Genomic DNA, 24,469 nt, shown 5'->3' on the forward strand with positions numbered 1-24,469 from the left:
TCACCTGTGGATAGGTTTGGTTAAAACGGGGCGCTCTCGTCCTTGAAGTCCGAGTCAGTCTCGTCTGCAAAGTCGATGCTGGCTTCGTAGAGCCTGCCGGTCTCTCGCTCATAGCCGAGGTAGATGATCTCCCCGGTGGCCTGCCCCGTATATCGATCCTTCAGCACACGGAAGGTTGTCACCGAACGGAGACGCTCATCCTCATGCTGCTGGTCACGTTCGAGGCCGAACATGTAGTGGCACCAGAAGCCGATTGCGCGGCTGCCTTTGAAGTGCCTGATCATGACACGACCACCCTCTTCGTGTGGCTTCCCTTCCGGTGTGGCAAGGTGAGACACGAGGTGGATGATGATCTTCAGCTCCTTGGCCAGAGACGCCATCTCAGCCATGATCTTCTCCAGCGCCTCCTTCTCTTTCTCCTCGGCAGCCGCGAGGGCTGTGAGGTGGTCGATGTAGAAGACACGAACATCCTCGTTATGGACGAGGAAGCGGATGGTTTCGCGGATGACGTTCCAGTCAGTCGCGCCGAAGCTGTCGTAGAAGAACAGCATTCCTTGATCTAACTTGTCGAGGGCATCGTCCAGTTCGGTCTGGGTCCAGCCCTCATCAGGAACGTGGAACCTGTGACCAGCGAACTTACCTGCGAGGCGCTTGGCTGTTTCGGTCGGGCCTTGCTCAAGGAAGAACACGCCGACCTTTTGTCCCAGCTCGGTGACATCGAAGGTGATCTGCTGGGTGAGGAAGTCTGTCTTGCCGATACCCGTGCCTGCGCCGAAGGCGTATACCTCACCAAAGCGGCGACCATAGGTCAGCTTCGTGAGCTTGTCAGAGAACCAGCGGAGGCCCATCTCGACGGGCTTGCGGGCTGCCTCTTTGATATCCTTGAAGGACACAATCCCATCGGGCCGGTAGGTCTGCGCTTGCCAGATCGCGGTGATGATCTCGTCCCCCTTCCCTGCCATGAGCAGAGCGTTGGGGTCTTTGTCAGACAGGCGGGCGATCTTGCATTTACCAGGAGGAAAGAGAGCAGCACACTCGGCTGTCGCAATTCGCCCAGGCTCGTCCATGTCAAACATGAGGACGACTTCTTCGAAGGTAGTGAGCCATTCGAGCTGCGCTGCGAGAGCCTTCTTTGCGGACTGTGCGCCATTCTGGATTGACACGACCGGCCACTTGTTGCCCTGCATCTGGCTGACCGACATCGCGTCGATCTCGCCTTCGGTGATCACGACCTTGCGGCCTCCACCACTCCAGAGGTTCTGACCGAACAGGAGCGCAGGCTTCATGTTGCCGGTGACCGTGAAGGTCTTGTCGGCAAAGCGCACCTTCTGTGACGTGATGTTCCCATCCTCGTCATAGTACGGGGCGATGTGGACGAGCTGGTCCTTGAAGTGACCGATCTGGTAGCCGAACTTGCGGCAGGTCTCTTCAGTGATGCCACGCTTCGATAGGGCGCGGTATTCCCCGCCCGAGATAAGGTCTCGCGACATCTTTGATTTCCTTGAAGGTTGAGGGTCGGAGCCATCTCCCGGCTCGTAGTAGTCACAGCCGAAGCAGTGGCCGTGGCCGTCCGAGTAGCGGCCAAGGTTGTCCCTTGAACCGCATTTCGGGCATGGCTCCTTGCGAACGAAGGAGCTGTCTGATTGCATGCGCTAGAGCCGCTCCGATCTCTCGTAGGAGACGCCGACCGCGATCCAAAAGAACGCGACAACGGAACCCACTAGCGGCCCGAAGGCCACGAACGCAGCGCCCGTGGAGGACGCTACGAGAGCTGCGAGGATGCCCAGACCGGCGATATTCAGGAAGTCGAGGAGGAAGTGAATGGCAGCTTTCATGCGGCCACCTCAACGAAGACCGGCTTTACGCCATAGCGGTTGCTGCCCTTCGGGATTTCCCGAGCAGCCTGCAGTTCGGTGGTCCAGACCTTGAAGCGACGGGTGCCGTTCATGGGTCGGTCTTCTGCGAAGTCCCAGGCGATGTAGCCGATGAGCTTCTGGTTCATGCCCAGACCCTCCCGACATTGCGGAGCGTGTACTCGCCATAGACCTTGCCGTTCAGGTCAGTCTTGATGGTGGCAACCACCTTGTGACCGGCCTGACGGATTTCGAGGATGCGAGCTGCGAGGCGTTCAGCACCGAAGAGCTGACGTGCCTTGATCGGGGTGATCGAGTTGCCAGCGAGCAGGTACTTGACGATACGGTCGCACTGGCTTCCTGGCTGGAAAGAGCGGACCTTCGGGGTTGCCTTGCGGACAGCCTCGACGGGATCGACCTTGACCAGAGTGAGGTCATTCCAGTGGAGGAACTGGTTCATAGGCTGACCGCCTACCGTTGCCCGAACATCCACGCAGTCATGGTAGACAGCGATGATCGTCCCGATCTTCTCGGCGAACTCGTCAACGTACCAGATGGCACCAGCCCACCCCGTAAGGCGATCTTGCAGGGCGCACATCTGCACCGTGTCACCAACCTTAAACGGGTTGATCAGCTTAAGGCTCGATGCCTTCGTCCAGCGACCGTGGTTGACCTTCGTGTGGCCAGCGCAGTCGTGGTCAAGGTTCGTTGCGTTCTCGAACTCGACAGCCAGCGAGGTACCGTTCGGGTGCAGGAAGCGGACGCGACCGTTGCCGTACTCGGGGTGTTCGAGGTGACGAACGTGCGAACCGACGAAGACCTTGATGGCTGGCTTGGCGGGGACCGGCTGCGGAGCTGACTCAGCTACCTTGATGAATGCGCTCAGCATAGAGGTGCGCCAGCAATGATTGTAACGACCAAGGCCATCACCATCGTGGTCAGCTCCTGTCGGGTTATCGAACTCGACGACGAGCAGCTCAGGGTGCTTGGGGCTGAAACCCTTCACGGTGCCAAGACCGAACGCGGGGGTGTTATAGTGGCGAACTCGGTCGCCCACTTTGAAAGTGTTCATGTGATCTCTCAGATGTTGAGGTCGTAAAAACGAAAAAGCCCCCACGGCAGGGAACCGTGAGGGCAGCGGAGGTCATGCTTAAGTGCGTGGTAATCTCAGTCCGGAAGGCGGATGAGCTGGCCAACTTTGAGCTGGGTCGGGTCAACAAGAGGGTTGGCCTTCTGCAGCTCGGCAGCCGTGTAGCCAAAGCGTTTGGCGAGGCTGAAGAGTGTCGGGTTTGCGCTGGTCACCTCGACTGCGCGGATGACGAGACCATCGTTGTCGAGCTTGATCGGCTCAGCAGTCTCGGTGAAGACGCCTGCCTCAGCGATCCACTTGCGGGTATCGAACGAGGGGCAGTCCTTCTTCACACCGGGGAAGTCTCGGTGTCCCTGAACGGTGACGTTCGGGTACTTGGCCTTCAGCTCACGCAGCTTCTCAGCCAACGCAGCGAACTGGGCCGGGGTGAAGTTGTTCTGAGCCTTGAGCTTTTCATCGACACCGCCGACGAGGCAGATACCGATGGAGTTGGAATTGTGGTTCTCGACGTGTGCGCCCACGGTATTCTCGGGGCGACCGGTCTCGACCGTGCCATCGCGGCGGATGACAAAGTGATATCCGATATCGATCCAGCCTTTGTCTCGGTGCCACTGGCGAATTTCTTTGGCCCCGCCGTTCCATGTCGGAGGCGTGGCTGCGCAGTGGACGACCAGATAGTCTGTCGATTTGCGGATCGTGTAGATGCTACTCATCGATCCATTCCTGGGGGATGGTTTTCGCCGCGTACTTGAAGCCATGCTTCTCGCACCAGTCGGCGTAGGTTGTCTGGGAGGTCTTGGAGATGCGGGCCTTGGGGTTCGAGAAGACGAACCGGATGTCCAGCTCGGGGTGCTGCGCCTTGATCAGCAGATGCTTCTGCCGATCTTCAGTGACGAAGCGCCCCTTGGTTTCAATGAAGATACCGTTCGGGAGCTGGAAGTCTGGGGTGTACTTCGCCTTCCGCTCTGGCTTGATGTAAGGGATGACGACCTGCTCGTAGCGTGGGTCAATGCCCTGCGCCTTGAGCTGGTCGCCTACCTTGTCTTCAAGGCCAGATCGGAAGCCTTCTCGAATGCCTACCAGCCGCAGCGATGCGGAGGTTGTGCGGAAGGTCAGAAGGGAATCTCCTCGTCAATCGTCTTCGACGAGGTGTCTTCACCGCTCTCATCACCGAACTCGCCAGCGCTTTCGTCAGCAGTCGGCTCTTCGTATTCGTAGCCATCTTCAGCACCGAAGCCGTAGCTCGATGCGGAGCGCTGACCACCAGAGACCAGCTCGATAACCTGAGCGCCCTTGAGCTTCAGCTTGAGGCCAGCAGCGCCGGTGCCTGGGATGAAGTACGGCTGGCATTCGAAGGAAATCTTGCCTTCGGTGCCCGACCAAATCTCCGGTACCTTGACCATCGGCTTGCCCTTGGCGTCGAAGATCGCGGGCTTGGCCGACCACTTCGTCTTGTCCGTGCGCTCGCCGCTTGCAGCCATCGCGAACTTGAACTCGATATAGCCGGTCGGCTGCTCGGTTTCCTGATCGTAGAGGGTAGTGAAGAGATCGTTCTCGGTGACCTTGCCGAGCTTCTTGCGGGTCTCGACCTTGAGTTCCTTGAACTTGGCCGCAGCCTCCGCCATGGCTTCCTGATAGTGCGGCATCAGGGCAGCGATGAAGGCCTTGGTAGCCGGGGCGTCAGCCTCCAGTACCAGCTTGGTGGAGAACTCGCCGTTCGGCTTCGGGTATTCCTTCGTGCCGTAGTCGATCTTGTCGAGCTTCGGGAACTTGAAGGGGCCACGAGGGGAAGTGAGCGACGGGTTCTTCTTGCGTTCTGCCATTTGAAAGTCCTGCTTTGGGAAAGAAAAAAGCCCCCTCACCGGCATGGCGAAGGGGCTGGGAAATATCCACGTGTGGATAGATTAGGTTAAAGCTTGGTCGTCTTGACCGGAGGGATCACCGGCTTCTCACGGGAAGCTTCGAAGGTTGCCTTGAAGACGTGGAAGGTACCGCCGTGTTCCTTGGCCAGGCGCTCAGCTTCGGTGTTCGCTGCAACGTCCGTGAGGTGGACGTAAGGCTTGGCGTTCGGGGCATAGGTGGAGCCTTCGAGGGCAGCCACGATGTAGCGACCGGCGACCGGACCAGCGTTCCCCGGCAGCTCTGAGACCAGCTCGAAGTTGCCCGTGCTGTAGCCGGTGCCCATGCCCACCAGATCAATCGAGTGACCGGCACGTTCGACCGTATAGATTTCACCCTTCTTGACCTTACCCCACGAGGTATTGATGCGACGGACTTTGTCACCGGCTTGGATCGCACGCGGCTCTTCAGCGACCGTGAGGTAGTCGGAGTGAACCGGGACGAGCTGGCCCAGCGAGTGGCCGAAGTCCACGTCATACCATTCGTTCGCCTTGACCGCCTTTACGGTTCCCTTGCGGCCATCCATGCCACGAACAGCGTAGCCGACGATGGCGCGGTAGATCACCTTGTCACCGACCTTGTACTTGGACGGCTTGGCGGCTTCGATTGGGTACGCCTTGACGAGATTGTCGCGGAGCTTGATCGCGTCTTCAGGGGAGAGCGTGACACTGTCGAAGCGGGTCGTGCCACCTTCAACGATCAGGTTCATGTAGCTCTTAACGTTCATGGTAGCGAGGCTGATCTTGACGATCTGGTTGCCGAGGCCTGTCTTCGAGATGGTGGTGAATGCTTCACGGAACATGATGATTTCTCTCAGATGTTGAGTGCTGATAAGCAGCGGGAAATTTAGGGCTTCATGTTCTGGCCCATGCGGGAGGCCAGAAACGCGATGGGGAGAGCGAGCGCCATGAAGACGCTCACGAGGATGACGAAACCGAGGAGAGCTTCGGGCATTACTTCACGTTCACGAACGGAAGGGCAGCGCCGGGGACCATCGTGGAGGGCAGCTTGCCGTCCCACTTCTCGGCTGCCGTGAGGGCAACGAGGCCGGGGTTCTCGCGGAGAGCATCGCCCTTGGCTTTGATTGCCGTGGCTTCAGCTTCACCGGCCAGCTTGACTGCGGTGGCAGTGGCTTCAGCACGGGCACGAACACTGTCTGCCTCAGCCTGAGCTTCGGTGACGGTGATGAGTGCGGTCTGCTTCGCCTTCAGTGCATCCTGTGCCACCTTCTGGACAGCGATCTCGGCGCTCATGCGCTCCTCGATCTTGTCGTTGTAGGCCTTGGAGAATGCGACGTTCTCGATCTGCACGGTCTCGATGGTCACTGGACCACCAACCGAGTTCTGAACTGCCAACTGGATTTCGCTGGAGAGCTTTGCTCGCTCGGTCACCGAACGCTGGGCGTTGTAGGAACCGAAGACGTTGCGCACCTGGGCCATCAACTGGCGCTCGACCAGACGGTTGATGAGGTTATCCTCATTGCCGTACTCGGTGTAGACCAGACCGGCCTTGTCACCGGGGATCGAGTAGTTGAAGGACAGGTCCAGCGAGGCGACCTGCTGGTCAGACGTGATGACGCTGATGCTTTCGTACTGCTTGGCCTTCGAGCGGATGTCGATGGTCTCGACGCTGTCGATGAACGGCATCTTGTAATAGAGGCCAGCGTCATGGACTGCCGTGACCTTACCACTGCGGACGACGATGCCGCGCTCGCCCTGATCGACGACGAAGAAGGAACCGAAAGAGGTGACTGCGATGACGAGCGCTGCTGCGCCGAGAGCGATGAGTTTACCGGTCATTGGACTTGCTTTCCTTGGATGCGTCGTTGACGAACTTGTAGGCGGCATAGATGCCAGCGATGATGAGGGCCGCGATGACGAAGCGACCGATGAGAGCTGCGAGGATCATGCGTTCCCCTGTGGGCAGTTGCGTTCAGCCTTCCGCTCCAGTGAAGGCAACGGGTGTGCAGGCAGATCGTGGTTGATGGAGTTGCCGAGCTGGACGTAAGGCTTGTCGGAGACGGAGACCTTGATGAACGCCCGCTTGCCACTCTCGACGTTCGGTGACACCCGATGGATGACTGTCTGGTCTAGGCGGTACAGGTGGTTGACTTCCAAGTGGCGACGACCATTCTGGTGCCACCGCTCAGCGTATTCGGTGAAGTCGTCCAAGCTCTTGTTGTGGTCTTCCCAAACACGTACGCCCGTGTCGTTGACCCAAACTTCGGTCGGGTTGCGGTCAGCCCAGATGTAGTTCAGGTCATCCGTGAGGAAGCCGTCACTGTGCCAACCGGGGCGATTGCCGGGGGCGTCTGGGGTTACGTGAGTGATCTTGACCGAGAGGTAGATGTAGCTCCGGTCCCACCGTCCAGGCTCGCTCCCGATCAGATCGCAAGCGACCGCATCGAGAATGGGCATGAACTTTTCGAGCTGCTTGGGCAGAACCTCATGGTCTTGCTTCGGCATCTTCACCGGGAGGTAAAGCCAGAACATCATTTCGCTGGTGTCCAGCTCGATGCAGCCCAAGTCCTTGGGAGTTGCACCGTAGATCGCAGGGGTCAACTTGATCATGCTCGGTCCTCGAAGATGTAAAGGCCCAGCTCCTGCTGCACATGGATTTTGCAGAAGCCTGCGTACTTGCCGTTGAAGTTGTCGGGGATGGATGCTCCGGTCTTGAACGCTCGGAACTTTCTCGTCTCATCAGGGACACGGGTATCGACCACGGCCCACAGCCAGAACATGCCGCCCTGATCTTCCATGCGGATGATCTCAGCGCCACGCGGCAGCTTCATTTCGAACTGCTCCAGCACCGGCATCTGGTACTTGAGGATTGCCTTGCCCTTGGGGTCGGCCATCTTGGGGCCACGAGAGGCGTCCCACTGGTCAGCCTGAGGGGCTTCCTCGACGACCTCGAAGCGGTGCATGAAGTAGCCGAAACCACCGTCAAGCCCATGGCCTTTGACGTAGTGGCAATCGTGGCTGGACTTTACGACTTCATAGACCTTGCCGAGGGTCAGCCCAGGCACGTCATCAATGCACTTAACTTTCATGTCGATGCCCTCAGTAAGGAAGCTTGAAGTGGAAGCGACGGAGGGCAGCTACATCGTAGCCGTCTTCGCGCAGCTCTTGGCCGTGCTGGAAGGAGATTTCGCGTCCGGTATTCCAGAGAGCGATGGCGCGACCGAGTGCGCTCTGAGCCGTGTTGGCGTCGGAGTTGTTCATGTTCTGAGACCTGCTTGATGGGCCGCGCTGAGGCGGCGTTGAGCTATTTGCTTAAGTGCGTGGTAATGGGCTGCGGGCTGCCGCTAGAGGACAGCGAACGTCTGCCTGATGAGGTCCGCTTTGCGGTTCATCGCTTTGACAGCCCGCTGAACGCGGACTGCGTGGCCGTAGGTGCGGAGCTTCGAGAGATCGGCACGGGCATCCTTCACCTCGTTGGCAAGGAGCGAAACTTCACTGGTTGTCGGGGTGTCTTTCATGGGTCACCGTTGGATTTGCTTAAGTGCGTGGTAATCCCCCGAGAGGGATCACCTTGATCGATATTGCATTCACCTATCCATGCATTCAGGCGAAGAAAAACTCGCTCTCCAGAACCTGATTGAGATCGAGGTTGCCCTTGGCTGGGAGATCGGGAAGCGTCTCGCCTGTCTGTCGTTCCAGTTCCTCCTTGAACCTGCCCAATACATCCACTGAGGCATACATATGGACAAACTCCTCCCTAAGGTACCGTGCCATGGCCCATGCGTTGCCTGCGTGGGTGCCATAACTGTCGTGGATCATTGAGAATGATGTGATCCCCTCCCTCTTGCACCGACCGATGGTCTTCATCAGGTGCGAGGCGTCGAGTGAGTGGACCCAGTTGGGACTGATGCCAGACGCCTGACGGCGACTGTCAATCTTGCCAACCCCGTTCTGATAGGTGAGGTCGATACGCTGCGAGTTGAAAGTGGTGATCACCCGCTTCGTGTTAGGCACCCGATAGGCCTGCTGAACGAGGAAGCCTACAGGCGTGGTCCAGTTGATCGGAAGGCCTTCCTTCGAGGCGACCTGAGAGGCAGCCTGAAGCCAGTCCATGGCCTCCCTCGCCTTCACTACCACCTCGCCTACGCTGTCCCAGATCAGACCGCCCATGTACTGAGCCGCCTTGTAGCCGTAGTCGAGCGGCTTACCATCATCGCCCTGGCTGATGAACGGGTAGCTCTCAGGCTCAGCGTTACGCCATGGCCCGATGGTGTCCTCGTCTACCTGAGACACGAAGCCGAACTTACGGGCACCGTAGGCCAGCGTCATGACTGGACGCTTGGTGACCTTGCGGCCCATCTTCGGTAGCCAGCCAGCAGCCAACTCGGAGACCGAGCAGACTACGCGCTCAAACTCCACACCGTTGTCAGACTTGCCCTTGATCGACACCATTGCGGCACTGTCGAGATCGCGGGCGAGCTGTTCGCAGACGATATCGCAGACGCGCTGATAGATGTCCTGCGGCTCATCGGCAGGGATGAGATTGACCGCAGCGCCACCGACTTCATCAAGCAGCATCGCAGAGAAATTCTGCAGGCCGTTGCAGGTGCCATCCATCTGGATAGGCAGAGAGGACATGTAGCCGTAGCCTTCACGGCGCAGTGCTGCCCACTCAAAGCAGAAAGCAAGGAACTGCCACTTCTTTTCACCCTTGTCGGCTCCCATCCAGAAGCGGTTGTCGTAGGGGTTCTCAGCCGAGGCGATGATCTGGGCTTCGTTCTCTAAGACCCAGTAGTAGCGGGCCAGCAGACTAACCTTGTCGTAGCCCCAGCACCCTGCCCCATGGATTGCCAGCCACTGCGCATTATAGCGCGGCAATCTGGAAGGAACTCGCGCGACAATCTAGATGGGACTGTTGTGTCGCGGACAGTGGGAGTTTAGCAGCGTGATTGACGCTGGCAAGCGGTCATTGCTCTTCTAATTGTCGCGGAGCGTCAATCTGTGTAGCCTCGTTGATTGTCGCGTAGATTGGAGGCCGCCCGCGTTGCCGTTTTGCCTCCATAGCTGAGCGGCGACGGTAGCTCTCGACGTTCATCTCGAAGATCGTGGCGTGATGAACGAGGCGATCCACCGCGGCGAGCGTCATGGCGGGATCTGGAAAAACTTTGTTCCATTCGCCAAAGGGCTGATTTGCGGTCAGCAGGATAGATCGCCGCTCATAGCGTGCCGAGATGAGCTCGAAGAGGACGCTGGTCTCAGCCTGATCCTTTGCGACATAGGCAAGATCGTCGAGGATAAGCAGATCGAACTTGTCGAGCTTGTTGATGGCGGATTCCAGTTGCAGTTCGCGTCGCGCGACCTGGAGCTTTTGAACGAGATCCGTCGTCCTGGTGAAGAGCACGCGCCAGCCGTTCTCGACCAGCGCCAAGCCGATGGCTGCCGCAAGATGGCTTTTACCGCCCCCCGGCGGCCCGAACATGAGAACATTAGCCCCCTTCGCCAGCCAGCTATCTCCCGCCGTCATCGCCATGATCTGCGCTTTGGAGATCATCGGCACGGCGTCGAAGGCAAAGCTGTCGAGCGTTTTGCCCGGCGGCAACCTGGCCTCGGACAGATGGCGTTCGATCCTGCGTCTGTCACGTTCGGCAAGCTCATGCTCGGCGATAATCGATAGGAAGCGGGCCGCGGGCCAACCCTCTCTGTCGGCCTGTTGGGCAAAGTCTGCCCAAAGCATCTTGATCGCCGGCAAGCGAAGCTCGTTCAACATAATGCTCAGACGGCCAGCATCGATATCATTGGGATTGGTCATGCGCGTTCTCCCACCTGGTCGGCGCTGACAAGGACCTCGTAGCCGCTTAGCGGTGCCAGATGGACGGAGACGACGGGTAAGGCGGCGGGGTCGGGCGCAAAGTGCTTTCGCAACTCAGCCATATCGGGAAGCTCGCCGGCATCCAACGTTCTGGCCAGTTGCTCGGCCAGTTCGCGTTCGCAGGTTCGCTCATGGGCCAGCGCCAGGATCTCGACCATGGTCTTGCAGGCCTGCTTGTCGGTCAGCCGCTCCAGCAAGACCTCGAAGGTTTGCCGATATTCCAGCCTCGGGAAGAGCTGGTCTCGGTAGACGAGCCGCAATAGCGCCATCGGCTTCTGACGGAGCGAGTGAATGACGTGCCGGTAATTGACGACCTGGCTGTGGCGACCATCTGGATGTCCCCGCCCTCGGGAAAGCGTCATGAGATAGGTGCCGCCGACGAACACATCAAGTCGGTCATCGAAGAGGCGCACCCGTAGCCGATGACCGATCAAGCGGGAAGGCACACTGTAGAAGACTTTGCGCAGCGAGAAGCCGCCGGTGCGCATCACCCTGACAACCACCTCCTCGAAGTCTGTCGTCCTGCGCTGCGGCAGGTCCTGAAGATGAGGTCTTTCTGCCTCGATACGCTTGAGATTGTGTGCATTGCGGCGGCTAACGATCTCATCGATGAAGGCACGGTAGGCGGCAAGATCGTCGAAGTCGTTGCTGCCGCGCATGAGCAGCGCATCACGGATCTCTGCCTTGATATGCCCGTGCACGCTCTCGATCGAGCCGTTCTCGTGGGCGATGCCTTTGTTATTGCGCGTTGGCTTCATGTGATAGTGAGCGCAAAGTTCCTCGTATCGACGCGTCAGATCCTCCTGCTCGTCGGCAGTCAGGTTGCGGAACGCCGCCGACAGGCTGTCGCTGCGATGGTCATGCGGCGCGCCGCCAAGGGACCACAGGGCGTTTTGTAGCCCTTCCGCCAGGGCGACAAAGCTCTCGCCGCCGAGGATGACATGACCATGTTCGAAGCCGGAATAGGCAAGGCGGAAGTGATACAGGAGATGATCGAGCAACTGGCCGGCGATCGTGACCTCCAGACTATCCATGTTGGTGAAATCCGAAAGGCCCAACCGGCCGGGCTCGTGAACCTGCCGGAAGATGACCTCCTGCTCTGCGCCATGCACAGCGCGCCAGGAGCGAATGCGCCGCTCCATCGTCCGACGAATGCCGTCCCCAAGCTCCGGGTGGCGGCGCAACATCTCCTCGAATATCGCCACCGCCCGTATTCCGGGCGCAGCCTGAAGCAGCGGCACGATCTCGGCGTCAAAGATATGGGCCAGTGGATCCGGACGCCGGCGCTCTCGCGGTTTTGTTTTTTGAGATGGCAGACGCGGATCCTTCTCGATCCGGAAAGCTGTCGTGCGGCCGATCTCGGCTTTTGCGGCAGCAACCGTGACGGAATGATTTTGACGTAACTTCATGAAAAGCCTCATTTGATGATCGTTTACATGGCGACCTGGCACAAAGTGATTCTCCGGTTATGGAAAATCGCCAGATTGACCGCGATCACAGGCGCAAGGCATGCCTGAATTTGCGCCACGGGTGGTGGGCATAACTTCGATCGGGCTACGCCCTCACTCCGTTACGCCCACCACCCGCAAAGTCCCATCCTGATTGTCGCTCGAATTCCACGTTGATCGTCGCGCGGCAGCGCATCTTCCTCGTCCGCAATTGGCACGGCATTGGCGAAGGTGAGCAGACCACGCTGGAGATCGTTGCCCTGAGGGGTTAGATACAGCGGCAGCGGGTAGGCACGGCCACGCCAGTCGAGGGTGTGGGGGTAGTAGAACGCCTCCTCGTCTTTGAACTTCTCGGCTACACCGATCGTGCGGAGGAATACAGCCCGACGGCCTTGGATCATGGCGTTGTCTTTGTGGACACGGTGGGTCGCCGTCTTCCAGTCCTTGAAGTCCTCCTTCTGTTCGACCGTCATGTCCTCGACCGACATCTTTTCGTCACCTGACGGCAGCCAGCTCGGTTTCGGGGGAAGTGGGATTTTGTCAGCCTGCGGCAGCCCGCCAGCACCCGACCCTGTTTCGTAGAGCGTCCTGATCACGTCGAGGACCGGGGAGTTGATCGCCCATGCGGTGTCCTGAAGCGCATTGATCGCTTCGTAGACCTCGGTCAAATCACGGTTGGCCAGCTCTTCGAGATACTGGGTGTTGTGGGTCTTGACCAAGCGCAGGCGACGAAAGGCCGTGTAGTAGCCACCCTCGAAAGGAGAGGTCCACGGCTTCGGGGGCACGATGGTCGGCATGAAGATCGGGAACAGGTGTTCGAGCCTGCTGTTTTCAGCCTCCATCCACTTCATGGTGGTCTCATTGGCGACGAGCAACTGAAGGGTACCAAAGCGGGCCGACTGAACGTCCTGCTTCTCGACCAGACCAGTCTTCTCAATGAAGATGTCCACCAGCTTCAGACCGACGAGAAGCCGGTCTTTCTCGCACCATTCTTCCAGCTCAACGCCGAGCATGCGGGCTGGGTAAAGCAGGTGCGACCACCGACGACGATCAAGCGTCTCGCCATTGGCCTTCTTCAAGAACTTCTTGTGGGCCTTCGGCATCTCCGCTTCGAACATGCGGGAATTGAACTCGTTCTCCAGCATCGCGCCGATAGCCAGGGCGGTCTTGGTCAGATTGGACTTACGGGTTAGTTCGTCGAGGACTACACGGGCCGTGATGTTGGCGACCGTATCGACATCGAGTTTCTCAACGAACTTCAATGCCGTGTGTCTACGACCAGCGCCGGTCTTGGCTGCTGCGATGAACTCGTTGACCCCAGCGACCATGCGATTGTGCGCCTCAGTGACGAGACGGTTCACTGCCATGGTCGAAGTCATCTGCCCCTTCTCGGCAGCCTTCTCGATGTTCTTTCTGAACCTTTGGATACCTGAGGTTCTCATCTCCTGTTCCAGCTCAAGCTGACGTTCGAACAGGGGGCTTTCAATGATGGAGTCGTGGAAGGTCATTCTATGGTCCTCGTCGTTGCGTGGTCCAAAGGCTCCCGTTCGGTCCCCTCTAAGGGGCCGTTCTTCGGGGCTTTGCTTAAGTGCGTGGTAATCCGCGACGACGAGAGGGATCGGTCAGTGTCACGCCTCTAAGTGCGTGGTAAATGACACATGGTGTGGCATATCTAATCTTCCCCCTCGTCAATACATGGATTGGTGAATGTATTGAAGCGAAAGAAAAGCCCCGGTTTCCCGAGGCTCTTTTACTCATCTGAGGAAGATAAATGGCTGGGTGAATTACGTTCTAGGTTGAACCTAAATCTGGCGTGTCTACCAATTTCACCATACCCGCGTTCTCAAAAACCGCATGCATATGCCTGCACATGAGGCCTTCCGGAGCGCGGCGTCTCTATATCACCCGATTTGGAGGAGGCAAAGGAAAAATGAAGGTCAAATGACAGCGATTTTTCCCGCCACCGCGCGGACTTGCGCCCGCAACCGGTCAAACTCAGTAAAGCGGCTCCTCATAGGCCGGCTTGCCATCCACCAGCAGGCTTTTGATCTGCGCCATGCCATTGGCGCCAACGCTTGCAGCAATCGACACCTGGCCATCACGGCGCGCCTCTTCCAGCGCATGTCCGGCGCCTTCCGGAACATAATAGCGCTCGATCCCGTACTCGACACGGATGGTTTCGGCCTGCGAGGTCTCACCGTAGCTATAGAAGGGCTGGGTGTGCAAGACGGCCGTACCGTCGGCTGGTGGGAGCTTGTCGAAGGATGATTCGGCGATCTGCCAGAAACCGCCCTCGCCCGGCTTCAGGCGCACCCAGAGGCTGCGCTCGGCGGCCTCCTTCGGCATGGCGCCCGATATCGAGGAGACGGGCACGGAGGAGATGTCGTAGTTCAGCACCACGTAATCGCCGCGCAGGAAGTCACGCGGATCGACGGGCGCGGTCTTCAACAGCACCTGCGTTCCATTGCGCAGGACGGATGCGCGGCTCTGAACGATATAGCCGAGCACGGCCGTCTGCAGCAGCGCCACGGTGACGGCGGCGGTGACGCAGCGGCGTTTCGAATAGCCCTTGAAGGAGAATATGCTCATTGAATCGCCTCCCTGGCCTTGCCGGCAAATCGTCGTTCGAGACGGATGACAATCCATGCAACGGCAGCGACGAACAGGCCGGAGCAGAGGAAGAGCCCGGAGGTGCCGAGGATGGAACCGACCGTCACCGAGCCGAGATAGAGGATTTCGACGGCGAAGACCGTGTAGGCCAGATAGCGGACGGCGCCGTTGTCACGCCCCTGCAGCGCAATCGCCAGCACGGAGGCGGCGAGCGTGACGACGCCGAGCGGGAGAACCCATTTGCTGGCATCGAGCTCGACATGCAGCAGGAACAGGCCAGTGACGGCAAGCAGGAAGGAATAGAAGGCAGGTGCGGCACCGGCGCCCCTGATCAGCGAGGACAGGCGCGCCACCGGCAGGCTGACCAGGATGAAGACCGCCATGCCGCCGATGACATAGATCAGCGCCAGCCACAGGTCGGAATTCAGCGTGTAGAGCCAGGCGAGCCAGCCAAGCAGCAGCAGATAGGCCAGATGGCGCACGCGGCCGGCGCCGGTGTAGCGCACCAAGGCCACGACGATTGCCGCCATGACGGGCGCCGCCCAGGAACCGAGCGTCATCAGGCGCATGTCGGAGCCGCTGAGATAGAGACCGAAGCTGCCCCAGGCGAGGAAGCCCGCCACGCCCGACACCACGCCCGAGCGGAACAGCACGGCCGAGACCACGGCCATAACGAACCACAGATACATGACCGTCTGCTCGTCACCCGACAGATGATACATCTGCCCGACCAGCGAGATGGCGCCGCCGAAGGTGAGTGTGCCGATGACGAGGAGCGCGTTGGCGGCGGCGATCTGGCCGCGGACAAGGGCAGCACCGGCGCCGAGATGGACCGACCAGATCAGCGCAAGGATGAAGAACATCCTGACGAGGCGCGGTATCGCCTCCCAATTGGACGCGACGACCAGCAGAATGGCTGCGCCGAGCAGGATGGCGGCGAGGATCATCAGCACATTGCCGAGACTGAAGCTTGCCGGTCGTCCGTCATATTCCTTGAGCAGCGCCTCGGCGGTTTGCTCGGTGAGCAACCCCTTGCCGACCCACTGCGACAAATCCCTCTCCAGACGTCCGCGATACATGCCCTACCCCGCAAATCGCGCGCAAACAGCCCTCCGGCGCGCCTCATTTTCAACCTTATAGACGTGGTTTGACGATTGAGGAAACGGCTCCGTGTTATTTCCTTCACAGACCATTTCGGAGCGGCTGTTAATCGCCCGGCAAGACTTTGCTCTTACGCTACGTCATGCCATGCATATTGCGCATGGAGACGGCCAAGATACTGCATCGCACTCTTCACTCAAAACCATTGAGCATGCGCGCAGCCGGGATGTACCCGGACCGGATTACCGGACGCCTTCGGATATGATTTCCGCCGTCATGATCGGGATTTGGATCTATCCTCCCCTCCAAACACCCCGATCGACCTGCAACATCCTCCTCCCCGTTGCCGGTCATACGTATGGACGCCCGCCGGATTGCGCATCCGGTGGGCGTCTTCGTTTTATCCTCCGCAGGGCGGCTCATGCGCGCAGACGCCGCTGGATTGCTCATTTTGCCTATTGATTGACCAGAACGTGGCCAAATCGTGCGATTTACAGCTTGAGAAATGCAGCGGCTGCATATGTGCGTTGAATTCTTGTCTCTGTTAGCTCTTCGCAGTGCAATATATATTCAGCTCATCAAATAGAGGTCAGCGCCGATAGGCGGCAGCTGGCAGACGCAAGCCCTCGGAAAGGGGACCAACATGAACATTTCTCGCTCTTTCAACAACTGGCGCAAGTATCGTCAGACGGTTACCGAACTCGGCCGCATGACCAACCGCGAATTGCACGATCTCGGCATCGACCGCGCCGACATCCAGCGCGTTGCTCGCGACGCCGTTCGCTAATATCTTCGCTGATCTCAGGGCGGTTCGCTTCCTCCCAAGCCAATCGCCTCACCAAGACGCCCGCTGCCACCCGGCAACGGGCGTTTTCTTTTGTCTTAACCTATCATTAACGCCTGGGTTGCGCCAAAGCCCAGTATTCCGCCTGCTCAAAAAGTGACAGTTGCGCTTTATCTGTGCATCGTATTGCACAATTGCATGGCAGGAGCCTAATAAATGCACTGCACAATATGACCGGGATAACCTATATCAGCGTCAACCACTGAGACGGCAATCGCGCCGCTCACTGAACTGATCTTGAGGAACTACCCCATGAACCCGATCCGCATTGCAAAGAGCTGGATTAGCTACCGCCGTACCCTTAGCGAACTCGGCAGCCTCTCCAACCAGGCCCTCGCCGACATCGGCGTAAGCCGCTACCAGATCCACAACATCGCTTCGCGCGCTTTCCGCTAATAGCGGAACGCCTGAAGTACCCAAAACGGCGCCTTTACGGCGCCGTTTTCGCGTTTAAGATACTGATTAAACGATACAAATGGCGTATTCCGCGCGTTAATTTTGACCGCAGATACGCATCATGGACTACGTCGTTGCCGCAGCTTCGGCGGTTTCCGCCGCTGCTATCCCGCGTTCAATTCTTGCCGAAGGACGAATAAGAAGCTTCCTAGCGCCTCGGCAAATTCAACCGACTGCTTAGCCTCATCGGGATTAACGTGCGGACGATCGACATCCGCATGACGCGGTCTATTGGATCCCAGTCTAACGGAATGAGCCCACTCGGCCATTCCTTGGGTAAGCAGGCCATCCTCTCGAGCTTTATCAATGCGTGAATAAAGGCTACCTTCGTGGTACCCTTTTGCCTTCAACATAGCATCGACTGCACTACCTGCCATAACCGCAGCTGCATCAGGCGCGTGCAACACGTCGAACGCCTGCTGTAGGAATGTCCGGGCCACAGACGGTACGTCTTCATGGGCTATACGCGGGGCGGGAAAAACATTTGCCACTAGGCTGTCGTGAAAAGCGGTGGTGCCTTCGACGACAACGCCTCCGCCGCATGTTGCGCACAAATATAGCGCCCATGCTTTCGGCGGCTGATCGTCGGCTCTATCTGTTCCTTTTGCGTTTTCCGACGCCCAGACATTGTACATCATGGGTGTGGCAACGGAGCAATGAGGGCACCTTTGGATTTGTAACTGTCTAGAAATCCGCACCATTTCAAAACCGTGAAAAATGGATCGACCGTGATCCGAGTGTCATTACAACTTCTAATGTCAACATAAGCTTAGTATTTGTTTTAGTTCCAGTGCAGCACGGTCCGTTTACGACTTTTATTTAGCCTCATATCCCAATCAATCAGTCTTTCCCGGCCAGCTATTCCTTTTTCCATTTGGTGAAGCTGGTACCTCTCTACGCACCAAGCCTATGGCGCCTAAAACCCATCCGCCGCGGTACCGTTTTCTATTCCGCGTCATGTGGGCGCCAAAGCCGCCACCTACATCTCCAACGCCCGCAATTTCGCCACCGCGAAATCCACGAAGGCCCGTGTCTTGGCGGAAACGTGTCGTCCCTCGGCATGAACGACGTGGATCGGCAGCGGCGGTTCCTCGTAATCCTGAAGCGTCAGACGCAACTGGCCGGCGGCGACGTGCCGGCTGACCTGGTAGGAGAGCGGGCGGGACAGTCCCCAGCCGGTGACCGAGGCGGCGATCGCGGCGTCGACCGTGTTGCAATAGAGGCGCGGATGGAGCGTGGCGGCGGCGCCGTCGGGGGCGAAGTGCCAGTCGAGCGGTGCGGACGAGCCGGTGTTGACGATGGTGGCGTGGTTGGCGAGATCGGCGGGTGTCTTCGGTTCGCCGTGGCGCTCGAAATAGTAGGGCGCGCCGCAGACGACGCGGCGGACGCTTCCCACCTTGATCGCCGTCTGGTCGGAATCCTGCAGGCGGCCGATGCGGATCGCAACGTCGATCCCCTCCTCCACCAGGCTGACGATCCTGTCGAACAAGAGCACACGGCCGGTCACGCCCTTATGGATATCGAGAAACTCGGTCATGACGGGCATGATATGCAGCTGCCCGAACTGCACGGGCGCGGTGATGGTCAGCATGCCTGATGGCGTCGCGTGCGAGCCGCCGGCGGAAGCCTCGGCTTCGTCGATCTCGGTCAGGATGCGCTTGCAATCATCGGCATAGCGTCGGCCGGCCTCGGTCAGATTGACCGATCGCGTCGAGCGCACGAAGAGACGCGCGCCGGTGGCATCCTCGAGAAAGGCCACGGCGCGGGTGACGGCGGGCGGGCTCATGTGCAACTGGCGCGCTGCTTCCGCGAAGCTTGCCGTCTCAGAGACCCGCACCAGGACTTTCATGCATTGAAGCCGATCCATATCGTCGCCTTTATTCCACTCAGAGAAACAGTCCATTTCTCATAATCGAAATTCCATACGAAATCAGGAACAATTATTCTTCCGGGCAATATCAACGGAGACCAGTTCCATGAAGCTCTACTCGCACCCGCTTTCCGGCCACGCGCACCGCGCCTGCCTGTTCATCTCGCTTGCCGGGATCGACGCAGAGATTGTCGATATCGATCTCGCCGGTGGCGAGCACAAGAAGCCGGCCTTCCTGGCGCTCAACCCGTTCGGGCAGATCCCCGTGCTCGATGATAACGGGCTGGTGCTTGCGGATTCGAATGCGATCCTGGTCTACCTCGCCAAGAAGCATGCGCCGGACTGGCTGCCTGAGGATGCCGTGGGCGCCGCTGCCGTTCAGCGCTGGCTTTCGGTGGCTGCCGGCGAGATCGCCTATGGCCCGGCCGCCGCGCGGCTGGTGACGGTGTTCGGCGCGAGCTTCGACACCGAAGAGGTGATCGGACGCGCGCACCGCATTCTGGCGCTGATCGATGCGGAACTGGCGGACAAGCCATGGATCGCGGCGGATCGGCCGACGATCGCCGACGTCGCGCTCTACAGCTACATCGCCCGCGCGCCGGAGGGGAATGTCGATCGCTTCCGCTACGGCAATGTCAGCGCCTGGCTGAAGCGCATGGAAGCGCTGCCCGGCTTCCGGCCATTTCAGAAGACGGCGATCGGCATTCCCGACGCGGCCTGAGACAGGCCACGCGCCGCCGCCGGTCTTTGAAAATCCACGAAGGAGAATGTCATGCTTGCATTGAAGCAGACTGAAAAGCCTTCCCCGTGGCATGACGGGGAGATTGCCCTGCAGGAAAAAGCCGGCGTCGCGGCGCGCATGAAGGATGTGGGCGCGCGCGTGCTGCGCGACCACCTGATCGACCAGCATCGCCAGTTCTACCCGCAGCTCCCCTTCATCGTGCTCGGTACGGTGGACGCCAATGGCGACGCATGGGCGACGCTGCGGGCCAACTATCCTGGGTTCCTCGACAGTCCCGATGTGCATACGCTGAGCGTCAAGCTTGCGCGCGAGCCCGGCGATCCGGCCGATCGGGGGATGGAGGATGGCGATGCGATCGGCATGCTCGGCATCGAGCTGCAGACGCGCCGGCGCAACCGGCTGAACGGCACGATCGCACGCAAGGCGGCGGATCGCTTCGATGTGACTGTCGGGCAGTCCTACGGCAACTGCCCGCAATATATCCAGCTGCGCGATTTCGGCTTCAGCCGCGAGCCTGAAATCTTCTCGGCCGTGCTGCCCATCGTTTCGGAGGTGCTGGATGCGCGGGCGGTGGCGCTGATCTCGAAGTCGGACACGTTCTTCGTGGCGTCCTATGCCGATCGTGACGATGGCGAGCGGCAGGTGGATGTTTCGCACCGGGGCGGCAAGCCGGGCTTCGTGCGGATCGGCGAGGATGGGGTTCTGACGATCCCCGACTTCGCCGGCAATCTGTTCTTCAATACGCTCGGCAATATTCTCATCAATGGCCGCGCCGGGCTTGTCTTCGTCGACTTCGACAGCGGCGACCTGCTGCAATTGTCGGGTGATGCCGAGGTCATCCTGGATTCGCCCGAGATCGCCGCCTTCCAGGGTGCGGAACGTCTCTGGCGCTTCCGCCCGCGCCATGTCGTCTATCGGGCGGATGCGCTGCCGCTGCGGTGGAATGCGCGCGCCGACGGGCAATCGCCGAACGCGCTGATGACCGGCGATTGGAAGTCGGCGGCCGGGCGCATCAGCGCCGCCGAGATGGCGAGCCGCTGGCGGCCGTTGCGGGTGGCACGGATTGTCGATGACAGTGCAGGCATCCGCTCGTTCCACCTGGAGCCCGTCGATGGTGGCGGGCTGATCGCGCATGCGGCCGGGCAATATCTGCCGATACGCGTCAATGTACCGGGCGAAGATCGGCCGCTGATCCGGACCTATACGCTGTCCGTGGCGCCGTCCGACTACCGCTACCGCATCAGCGTGAAGCGGGAGGGTGTCGTCTCGCGCCATCTGCACGACCACATCAGTGTCGGCGATATCATCGAGGCGCGCGCGCCTGGCGGCACGTTCGGCATCGATGCGGCGGAGCAGCGGCCGGCGGTGATGCTGGCGGCCGGTATCGGCATTACGCCGCTGCTCGCCATGCTCAGGCATGTCGTCTACGAGGGGTTTCGCAAGCGCGGGATGCGGCCGGTGTGGCTGTTCTATTCCGCGCACAACAAGGCCGAGCGTGCCTTTGACGACGAGATCGGTGCGCTGGTCGCGGCCTCCGGCGGAGCGGTCAGGCTGGTCCGGCTGCTTGGGGATGTCTCGGGTGCGGTCGAGGGGCGAGACTATGACGCGCAGGGGCGGATCGACATGGCGCTGTTGCGCGCCGTGCTGCCGTTCAACGATTACGACTTCTACCTCTGCGGCCCGCCGAGCTTCATGCCGTCGGTCTATGACGGGCTGCGTGGTCTCAACATCGCGGATGGCAGGATCCATGCCGAGGCGTTTGGCGTCGCATCGGTTGCGCGATCGGGTGGCGTTTCGGCCGAGGCTGCCTCCGTGCAGGCTCGGGCGGCGGCGGATGTCGCGGTGCCTGTCTGTTTCACGCAATCGGCCAAGGAAGCGCGGTGGGAGCCCGAGGGCGGCACATTGCTTGAGCTTGCCGAGGCGCGCGGGTTGCAGCCGGAGTTCAGCTGCCGGCTCGGCAATTGCGGCAGCTGCCGGACCAAGGTGCTGTCGGGTGCGGTTGCCTATGTGAGGGAGCCGACGGCCGAAGTGGCCGAGGACGAGGCTTTGATCTGTTGCGCGGTTCCGGCCGAGGGCGAGACGCGGCTGGAGCTTGATCTCTAGAGAATGGTGAGGGTGACCGGGGTACGGCAGGTGCCGCTCAAATATCCGGTTTCCTGCCAATATCCAGTTTGCTGTCATGGCGCGGCGTGATAATCAGCCGCGCATGACAAAGACCTCTTCCCATTCTCCCATCCACGTCGTCGGCGGCGGGCTCGCGGGCTCCGAAGCCGCGTGGCAGATCGCAAACGCCGGCGTCCCCGTCATCCTGCACGAGATGCGCGGCGTGCGCGGCACCGATGCTCACAAGACGGACCATCTGGCCGAACTCGTCTGTTCCAACTCTTTCCGCTCCGACGATGCGACCGCCAATGCCGTCGGCGTCATCCATGCGGAAATGCGCATGGCGGGATCGCTGATCATGGCCTGCGCCGACAAGCACCAGGTGCCGGCCGGCGGCGCGCTGGCTGTCGATCGCGACGGGTTCTCGGAAGCAGTCACCCGGGCGGTGCACGATCATCCGCTCATCACTGTGGTGCGCGAGGAGATCACCGGTCTTCCGCCGAAGGAGTGGGATCTGGCGATCGTCGCCACCGGCCCGCTGACGGCGCCGTCGCTTGCGAGCGCCATCCAGGCCGAGACCGGCGCCGATGCGCTCGCCTTCTTCGATGCCATCGCGCCGATCGTCTATCGCGAGAGCATCGACATGGATATCTGCTGGTACCAGTCTCGCTACGACAAGGTCGGCCCAGGCGGCACCGGCAAGGATTACATCAACTGCCCGATGGACGAGGCGCAGTACAATGCCTTCGTCGATGCGCTGATCGCCGGCGACACGGTCGGTTTCAAGGAATGGGAAGGCACGCCCTATTTCGACGGCTGCCTGCCGATCGAGATCATGGCGGAGCGCGGCCGCGAGACGTTGCGCCATGGACCGATGAAGCCGATGGGGCTTACCAACGCGCATAACCCGACGGTCAAGGCCTATGCCGTCGTGCAGCTGCGCCAGGACAATGCGCTCGGCACGCTCTACAACATGGTCGGCTTCCAGACGAAGCTGAAATACGGCGCGCAGACCGAGATCCTCAAGATGATCCCGGGATTGCAGAATGCCGAGTTCGCGCGTCTCGGCGGCCTGCACCGCAACACCTATATCAACTCGCCGACGCTGCTCGACGGTTCGCTGACGCTGAAGTCGCGGCCGGGCCTGCGCTTCGCAGGCCAGATCACCGGCTGCGAAGGTTATGTCGAGAGCGCCAGCGTCGGCCTGCTCGCCGGCCGTTTCGCGGCTGCCGAACGCAAGGGCGAAACGGTGTCTCTGCCGCCGGCGACGACCGCGCTCGGCTCGCTGCTCGGCCATATCACCGGCGGGCATATCAGCAACGACGAGGAACCGGGCAAGCGCTCCTTCCAGCCGATGAACATCAATTTCGGGCTGTTTCCGGAGCTCGAGCCGGGCTCGATCGTCAAGCCGGAGGGCGTGAAGCGCTTTCGCGGCAAGGACAAGACGATCATGAAGCGGCAGCTGATCGCCAAGCGGGCGCTGAGCGACTGTGCGACGTGGCTTGGCGAGACATTGCCGGTGGCAAAGACGGCCTGATCAGGCCGCTCTGCTCACAAGCCAAGACAGGTCAGTGGGTGACCGGCCCATTGGCCTTTTTCCAGGCGTCGATGCCGCCCTCGATGTGGCATGCGGATGCGATGCCGGCGTCGTGCGCGGCCTGCACAGCCATGGCGGAGCGTTCGCCGAAGGCGCAGTAGAAGACCAGGCGCTTGGTGGTGGATACGCCGAGTTCATGCAGAACGCCGCCGGCGCTGATGCTTTCTGCAAGCGCCGGATAGGGAAAATGCAGCGATGACGGGATGACGCCGTGGCGCTGGCGTTCGCTATCCTCGCGAAGGTCGATCAGCGCGACATCAGGCCTGCCCATCAGATCAAAAACCTGCCGGACGCTCAATGACCATCCGTGGCTGTCGACGTCGTGATGATCCATGCCGATCTTCATGTTGGCCGGCACCGCCACGTCCATCATCTTCGGATTGGCGAGCTTCAGATTGTTCATCAGGTCGGCATATTCATCGGCCGAGCGCACCTGCAGGCGCGGGTTGAAGGTCTTCTCCTAGCCGATCGTCGAGACGGTGTCGCCCTTGTAGTCGTGGGCGGGGTAGACGAGCGTCGTATCCGGCAACTTCAGCAGGCGGCCGAAGATGGATTCGAACTGGGCGCGCGGATCGCCGTTCTGGAAATCGGTGCGGCCGGTGCCGCGGATCAGCAGCGTGTCGCCGGTGAAGACACGGTCGGGAAGCACGAAACTATAGCTATCGTCCGTATGGCCGGGCGTATAGATGACATCGAGCGACAGGCCCTCGATGGTCAGCCTGTCGTTGTCGGACAGGCGCATCGAGACGACATCGGCCTTGGTCTGCTCCCCCATCACGGTCGTGCAGTGGGTCTTGTCGCGCACGGCGCCAAGACCGGTGATGTGATCGGCATGCAGATGCGTGTCCACGGCCTTGACCAGCTTCAGGTCGAGTTCGTGGATGAGTTGCAGGTAGCGATCGACTTTTTCAAGCACAGGATCGATGATCAGCGCCTCGCCGCCCCGCCTGCTTGCCATCAGGTAGGAGTAGGTGCTGGATGCGGGGTCGAAAAGCTGACGGAAGATCATCTTCGCCTCCTGCGTTCT

25 protein-coding genes and 1 pseudogene are annotated in these 24,469 nt (G+C 60.0%); 5 read left to right on the plus strand and 21 right to left on the minus strand.

From position 1 onward, the window contains the following. Nucleotides 1–20: 20 nt before the first annotated feature. The 18 genes from ACVTFQ_RS08270 to ACVTFQ_RS08355 all read right to left on the minus strand — a co-directional run bounded on the left by ACVTFQ_RS08270 (nucleotide 21) and on the right by ACVTFQ_RS08355 (nucleotide 15,808). Complete coding sequence (locus ACVTFQ_RS08270) at nucleotides 21–1,490, minus strand: DnaB-like helicase C-terminal domain-containing protein (RefSeq protein ID WP_470423785.1); 1,470 nt, start codon at nucleotides 1,488–1,490, stop codon at nucleotides 21–23. A 162-nt stretch (nucleotides 1,491–1,652) separates the two neighbouring features. Beyond that, nucleotides 1,653–1,835, minus strand: coding sequence for a hypothetical protein (locus tag ACVTFQ_RS08275; protein WP_470423786.1), 183 nt, complete (start codon nucleotides 1,833–1,835; stop codon nucleotides 1,653–1,655). Next, complete coding sequence (locus ACVTFQ_RS08280) at nucleotides 1,832–2,002, minus strand: hypothetical protein (protein WP_470423787.1); 171 nt, start codon at nucleotides 2,000–2,002, stop codon at nucleotides 1,832–1,834. Before ACVTFQ_RS08280 ends, ACVTFQ_RS08275 begins: the two co-directional genes overlap by 4 nt. Continuing rightward, entirely contained in the window at nucleotides 1,999–2,925 is a 927-nt protein-coding gene (locus ACVTFQ_RS08285) for a helix-turn-helix domain-containing protein (protein WP_470423788.1), read from the minus strand. Before ACVTFQ_RS08285 ends, ACVTFQ_RS08280 begins: the two co-directional genes overlap by 4 nt. 95 nt (nucleotides 2,926–3,020) lie before the next feature. Further along, nucleotides 3,021–3,656: an N-acetylmuramoyl-L-alanine amidase gene (locus tag ACVTFQ_RS08290; RefSeq protein WP_470423789.1), complete on the minus strand. Its 636-nt coding sequence runs from the start codon at nucleotides 3,654–3,656 to the stop codon at nucleotides 3,021–3,023. Then, entirely contained in the window at nucleotides 3,649–4,059 is a 411-nt protein-coding gene (locus ACVTFQ_RS08295; RefSeq protein WP_470423972.1) for an endodeoxyribonuclease, read from the minus strand. The genes ACVTFQ_RS08290 and ACVTFQ_RS08295 overlap by 8 nt, the downstream gene beginning before the upstream one ends. Continuing rightward, on the minus strand, nucleotides 4,056–4,766 hold the full coding sequence (locus ACVTFQ_RS08300; RefSeq protein ID WP_470423790.1) for a hypothetical protein: 711 nt from the start codon (nucleotides 4,764–4,766) through the stop codon (nucleotides 4,056–4,058). The genes ACVTFQ_RS08295 and ACVTFQ_RS08300 overlap by 4 nt, the downstream gene beginning before the upstream one ends. Nucleotides 4,767–4,852: 86 nt before the next feature. Then, a complete protein-coding gene (locus tag ACVTFQ_RS08305; protein ID WP_470423791.1) occupies nucleotides 4,853–5,644 on the minus strand; it encodes a hypothetical protein in 792 nt (263 codons plus the stop codon). Nucleotides 5,645–5,795: 151 nt separating this feature from the next. Further along, on the minus strand, nucleotides 5,796–6,641 hold the full coding sequence (locus ACVTFQ_RS08310) for a prohibitin family protein (protein WP_470423792.1): 846 nt from the start codon (nucleotides 6,639–6,641) through the stop codon (nucleotides 5,796–5,798). Nucleotides 6,642–6,746: 105 nt separating this feature from the next. Next, nucleotides 6,747–7,412 (minus strand): hypothetical protein, encoded by a 666-nt coding sequence (locus ACVTFQ_RS08315; RefSeq protein WP_470423793.1) that lies wholly within the window; start codon nucleotides 7,410–7,412, stop codon nucleotides 6,747–6,749. Beyond that, the gene (locus ACVTFQ_RS08320; RefSeq protein WP_470423794.1) at nucleotides 7,409–7,891 is read right to left on the minus strand and encodes a DUF7352 domain-containing protein; all 483 of its coding nucleotides are present in this window, start codon (nucleotides 7,889–7,891) and stop codon (nucleotides 7,409–7,411) included. The genes ACVTFQ_RS08315 and ACVTFQ_RS08320 overlap by 4 nt, the downstream gene beginning before the upstream one ends. A 10-nt stretch (nucleotides 7,892–7,901) precedes the next feature. After that, nucleotides 7,902–8,063 carry a hypothetical protein gene (locus ACVTFQ_RS08325; RefSeq protein ID WP_470423795.1) on the minus strand — a complete coding sequence of 54 codons (162 nt, stop codon included), beginning with the start codon at nucleotides 8,061–8,063 and terminating at the stop codon, nucleotides 7,902–7,904. A gap of 342 nt (nucleotides 8,064–8,405) precedes the next feature. Next, the gene (locus ACVTFQ_RS08330) at nucleotides 8,406–9,680 is read right to left on the minus strand and encodes a DNA-directed RNA polymerase (RefSeq protein ID WP_470423796.1); all 1,275 of its coding nucleotides are present in this window, start codon (nucleotides 9,678–9,680) and stop codon (nucleotides 8,406–8,408) included. An 88-nt stretch (nucleotides 9,681–9,768) separates the two neighbouring features. Next, the gene (gene istB / locus ACVTFQ_RS08335; protein ID WP_113178757.1) at nucleotides 9,769–10,611 is read right to left on the minus strand and encodes an IS21-like element helper ATPase IstB; all 843 of its coding nucleotides are present in this window, start codon (nucleotides 10,609–10,611) and stop codon (nucleotides 9,769–9,771) included. After that, nucleotides 10,608–12,122, minus strand: coding sequence for an IS21 family transposase (gene istA, locus ACVTFQ_RS08340; RefSeq protein ID WP_113178755.1), 1,515 nt, complete (start codon nucleotides 12,120–12,122; stop codon nucleotides 10,608–10,610). Before istA ends, istB begins: the two co-directional genes overlap by 4 nt. A 119-nt stretch (nucleotides 12,123–12,241) precedes the next feature. Then, nucleotides 12,242–13,627, minus strand: coding sequence for a hypothetical protein (locus ACVTFQ_RS08345; protein WP_470423797.1), 1,386 nt, complete (start codon nucleotides 13,625–13,627; stop codon nucleotides 12,242–12,244). 487 nt (nucleotides 13,628–14,114) lie between these two features. Next, nucleotides 14,115–14,708: a GDYXXLXY domain-containing protein gene (locus ACVTFQ_RS08350; protein ID WP_111563605.1), complete on the minus strand. Its 594-nt coding sequence runs from the start codon at nucleotides 14,706–14,708 to the stop codon at nucleotides 14,115–14,117. Further along, on the minus strand, nucleotides 14,705–15,808 hold the full coding sequence (locus tag ACVTFQ_RS08355) for a DUF2157 domain-containing protein (protein ID WP_111563604.1): 1,104 nt from the start codon (nucleotides 15,806–15,808) through the stop codon (nucleotides 14,705–14,707). The genes ACVTFQ_RS08350 and ACVTFQ_RS08355 overlap by 4 nt, the downstream gene beginning before the upstream one ends. 665 nt (nucleotides 15,809–16,473) lie before the next feature. Here ACVTFQ_RS08355 and ACVTFQ_RS08360 point away from each other — a divergent pair. Both ACVTFQ_RS08360 and ACVTFQ_RS08365 read left to right on the plus strand, forming a co-directional pair. Next, the gene (locus ACVTFQ_RS08360; protein WP_018900062.1) at nucleotides 16,474–16,617 is read left to right on the plus strand and encodes a DUF1127 domain-containing protein; all 144 of its coding nucleotides are present in this window, start codon (nucleotides 16,474–16,476) and stop codon (nucleotides 16,615–16,617) included. A gap of 309 nt (nucleotides 16,618–16,926) precedes the next feature. Further along, complete coding sequence (locus ACVTFQ_RS08365) at nucleotides 16,927–17,070, plus strand: DUF1127 domain-containing protein (RefSeq protein WP_018900063.1); 144 nt, start codon at nucleotides 16,927–16,929, stop codon at nucleotides 17,068–17,070. 164 nt (nucleotides 17,071–17,234) lie between these two features. Here ACVTFQ_RS08365 and ACVTFQ_RS08370 read toward each other — a convergent pair whose 3' ends face one another. Then, nucleotides 17,235–17,831, minus strand: a complete 597-nt coding sequence (locus tag ACVTFQ_RS08370) for a DUF4145 domain-containing protein (RefSeq protein WP_112437340.1) — start codon at nucleotides 17,829–17,831, stop codon at nucleotides 17,235–17,237. A 278-nt stretch (nucleotides 17,832–18,109) separates the two neighbouring features. Further along, nucleotides 18,110–18,997, minus strand: coding sequence for a LysR family transcriptional regulator (locus tag ACVTFQ_RS08375; RefSeq protein ID WP_111563602.1), 888 nt, complete (start codon nucleotides 18,995–18,997; stop codon nucleotides 18,110–18,112). A 109-nt stretch (nucleotides 18,998–19,106) separates the two neighbouring features. Here ACVTFQ_RS08375 and ACVTFQ_RS08380 point away from each other — a divergent pair, with 109 nt between their 5' ends. The 3 genes from ACVTFQ_RS08380 to trmFO all read left to right on the plus strand — a co-directional run bounded on the left by ACVTFQ_RS08380 (nucleotide 19,107) and on the right by trmFO (nucleotide 23,382). Next, on the plus strand, nucleotides 19,107–19,721 hold the full coding sequence (locus tag ACVTFQ_RS08380; RefSeq protein ID WP_111563601.1) for a glutathione S-transferase family protein: 615 nt from the start codon (nucleotides 19,107–19,109) through the stop codon (nucleotides 19,719–19,721). A gap of 51 nt (nucleotides 19,722–19,772) precedes the next feature. Beyond that, nucleotides 19,773–21,845, plus strand: a complete 2,073-nt coding sequence (locus tag ACVTFQ_RS08385) for a 2Fe-2S iron-sulfur cluster-binding protein (protein ID WP_470423798.1) — start codon at nucleotides 19,773–19,775, stop codon at nucleotides 21,843–21,845. A gap of 103 nt (nucleotides 21,846–21,948) precedes the next feature. Then, nucleotides 21,949–23,382, plus strand: coding sequence for a methylenetetrahydrofolate--tRNA-(uracil(54)-C(5))-methyltransferase (FADH(2)-oxidizing) TrmFO (gene trmFO, locus ACVTFQ_RS08390; protein ID WP_111563599.1), 1,434 nt, complete (start codon nucleotides 21,949–21,951; stop codon nucleotides 23,380–23,382). A gap of 31 nt (nucleotides 23,383–23,413) precedes the next feature. Here the strand turns inward: trmFO and ACVTFQ_RS08395 are convergent. Further along, nucleotides 23,414–24,451 (minus strand): annotated as a pseudogene (locus tag ACVTFQ_RS08395) (MBL fold metallo-hydrolase). Between the last annotated feature and the right edge of the window lie 18 nt (nucleotides 24,452–24,469).

This window comes from Rhizobium sp. O111 (genome assembly GCF_055616315.1).

Coding starts and splice junctions, on each gene's coding strand:
- ACVTFQ_RS08385 (WP_470423798.1), top strand. CDS start 19,773: ATGCTTGCATTGAAGCAGACTGAAAAGCCTTCCCCGTGGCATGACGGG.
- ACVTFQ_RS08270 (WP_470423785.1), bottom strand. CDS start 1,490: ATGTCGCGAGACCTTATCTCGGGCGGGGAATACCGCGCCCTATCGAAG.
- ACVTFQ_RS08300 (WP_470423790.1), bottom strand. CDS start 4,766: ATGGCAGAACGCAAGAAGAACCCGTCGCTCACTTCCCCTCGTGGCCCC.
- ACVTFQ_RS08280 (WP_470423787.1), bottom strand. CDS start 2,002: ATGAACCAGAAGCTCATCGGCTACATCGCCTGGGACTTCGCAGAAGAC.
- istB (WP_113178757.1), bottom strand. CDS start 10,611: ATGACCAATCCCAATGATATCGATGCTGGCCGTCTGAGCATTATGTTG.
- trmFO (WP_111563599.1), top strand. CDS start 21,949: ATGACAAAGACCTCTTCCCATTCTCCCATCCACGTCGTCGGCGGCGGG.
- ACVTFQ_RS08380 (WP_111563601.1), top strand. CDS start 19,107: ATGAAGCTCTACTCGCACCCGCTTTCCGGCCACGCGCACCGCGCCTGC.
- ACVTFQ_RS08370 (WP_112437340.1), bottom strand. CDS start 17,831: ATGGTGCGGATTTCTAGACAGTTACAAATCCAAAGGTGCCCTCATTGC.
- ACVTFQ_RS08355 (WP_111563604.1), bottom strand. CDS start 15,808: ATGTATCGCGGACGTCTGGAGAGGGATTTGTCGCAGTGGGTCGGCAAG.
- ACVTFQ_RS08325 (WP_470423795.1), bottom strand. CDS start 8,063: ATGAACAACTCCGACGCCAACACGGCTCAGAGCGCACTCGGTCGCGCC.
- ACVTFQ_RS08345 (WP_470423797.1), bottom strand. CDS start 13,627: ATGACCTTCCACGACTCCATCATTGAAAGCCCCCTGTTCGAACGTCAG.
- ACVTFQ_RS08305 (WP_470423791.1), bottom strand. CDS start 5,644: ATGTTCCGTGAAGCATTCACCACCATCTCGAAGACAGGCCTCGGCAAC.
- ACVTFQ_RS08275 (WP_470423786.1), bottom strand. CDS start 1,835: ATGAAAGCTGCCATTCACTTCCTCCTCGACTTCCTGAATATCGCCGGT.
- ACVTFQ_RS08285 (WP_470423788.1), bottom strand. CDS start 2,925: ATGAACACTTTCAAAGTGGGCGACCGAGTTCGCCACTATAACACCCCC.
- ACVTFQ_RS08315 (WP_470423793.1), bottom strand. CDS start 7,412: ATGATCAAGTTGACCCCTGCGATCTACGGTGCAACTCCCAAGGACTTG.
- ACVTFQ_RS08360 (WP_018900062.1), top strand. CDS start 16,474: ATGAACATTTCTCGCTCTTTCAACAACTGGCGCAAGTATCGTCAGACG.
- ACVTFQ_RS08375 (WP_111563602.1), bottom strand. CDS start 18,997: ATGGATCGGCTTCAATGCATGAAAGTCCTGGTGCGGGTCTCTGAGACG.
- ACVTFQ_RS08365 (WP_018900063.1), top strand. CDS start 16,927: ATGAACCCGATCCGCATTGCAAAGAGCTGGATTAGCTACCGCCGTACC.
- ACVTFQ_RS08320 (WP_470423794.1), bottom strand. CDS start 7,891: ATGAAAGTTAAGTGCATTGATGACGTGCCTGGGCTGACCCTCGGCAAG.
- ACVTFQ_RS08310 (WP_470423792.1), bottom strand. CDS start 6,641: ATGACCGGTAAACTCATCGCTCTCGGCGCAGCAGCGCTCGTCATCGCA.
- ACVTFQ_RS08290 (WP_470423789.1), bottom strand. CDS start 3,656: ATGAGTAGCATCTACACGATCCGCAAATCGACAGACTATCTGGTCGTC.
- ACVTFQ_RS08350 (WP_111563605.1), bottom strand. CDS start 14,708: ATGAGCATATTCTCCTTCAAGGGCTATTCGAAACGCCGCTGCGTCACC.